Origin of the sequence: Microbulbifer epialgicus, from assembly GCF_041447265.1 — a bacterium.
Lineage (GTDB): Bacteria > Pseudomonadota > Gammaproteobacteria > Pseudomonadales > Cellvibrionaceae > Microbulbifer > Microbulbifer epialgicus.
In genome coordinates this window covers 1-1,132 of the sequence record NZ_JBGMEK010000233.1, presented here as the reverse complement: position 1 = coordinate 1,132, position 1,132 = coordinate 1, and the positions used below count along the sequence as shown (strand labels likewise).

The window sequence follows — 1,132 nt, the reverse complement described above, 5'->3', positions numbered from 1 at the left end:
TCGGTGCCAAAAAAGCTGGTTTGTTGGTACTGATCGGTGTCCGTGAGCATCATTATCCTTGAGCATTTCGACCAGAAATTTGGATCAGAATAGCGAAAACTGGTCGAAATGGCTATGTCATATATCCACGTAGTCCTAGTGCCACAAGGTCTGGAGACTTTTTTCAGGGTCGACTAATTACCCATCCAAATCTGTAGCTCTTACTATGCCAAAACTGTAACTCATTGATTTTTATAATAAAACTGGAAAAACTTGTGTATAAAACTTAGCGCTGGCATTACTCATGTAGAACGCCCAATAGCCAACCAAGCCAGACAGTATATTTTTAACTGTGAAAGCGGCGAACATGAAAATTTCTATGGTGAACTTCCATATATTATGCGAGCAGCTGCGGGGATGAGTGCCACTGCAGCAGAGATTGCAAATTATCTAATTACCCTACAGTCAGGTAAATTAGTTAAAGATTTAACGATGCTTTGGACACCGGTTACACTTGAGTATGATGAAACTGCTGGATTCAATCACTACGAAAATGGATATGGGATGGGGTGGCAGGTAATTAACCGAAAGAAACATAGCACTGTAAGCGCAAGTGGAGGTAATGCCGTGACTATGATTTACTATCCAGAGGATGGCTTATCTATAGTTGTTCTTATCAACCTGCTTGGCGGATTACCCATTCAGTTTGTTGACCGAATTGCAGTGGAGTATATACCCGGATTTGAAGTATAAAATCGATTGTGAATAAGTAATCATTCCAGCCTTATGGGTGTAAAAAAGCACCCCATTTGATTCAAAACTCCTTATCCAAAGATGTTGGTGCTTATTGAGAATTTTTCAAAAGCTCATAATTGGGTTAATTCTTGTCACTAGCATATTGGTGTCGATAGCTGTATTTTCTCGGCTGCATATATTAGCCGGCAGCCCATTAATTATCAGCGTCTAAAAAATAATGTACCTTGGTTTCGGGTATTAAATGCGATTGGTGGAAGGAGAACTCAGTTGGTGGAGTTACTATTAACCCGGCGAACAAATAGTTCGGTTATGCTGCGTACCTAATTGATTCGTGTCGGAAGTAGGCTGCTACACGCGCGGGCTTCTTTTGTAACATTCTCATGTGAGAAAGCACTTT

Annotated in this window: 1 protein-coding gene; it reads left to right on the top strand. The window is 40.6% G+C overall.

From position 1 onward, the window contains the following. The first annotated feature begins 252 nt into the window (after positions 1–252). Complete coding sequence (locus tag ACCI49_RS24730; RefSeq protein WP_371841925.1) at positions 253–732, top strand: serine hydrolase; 480 nt, start codon at positions 253–255, stop codon at positions 730–732. Positions 733–1,132: the final 400 nt, after the last annotated feature.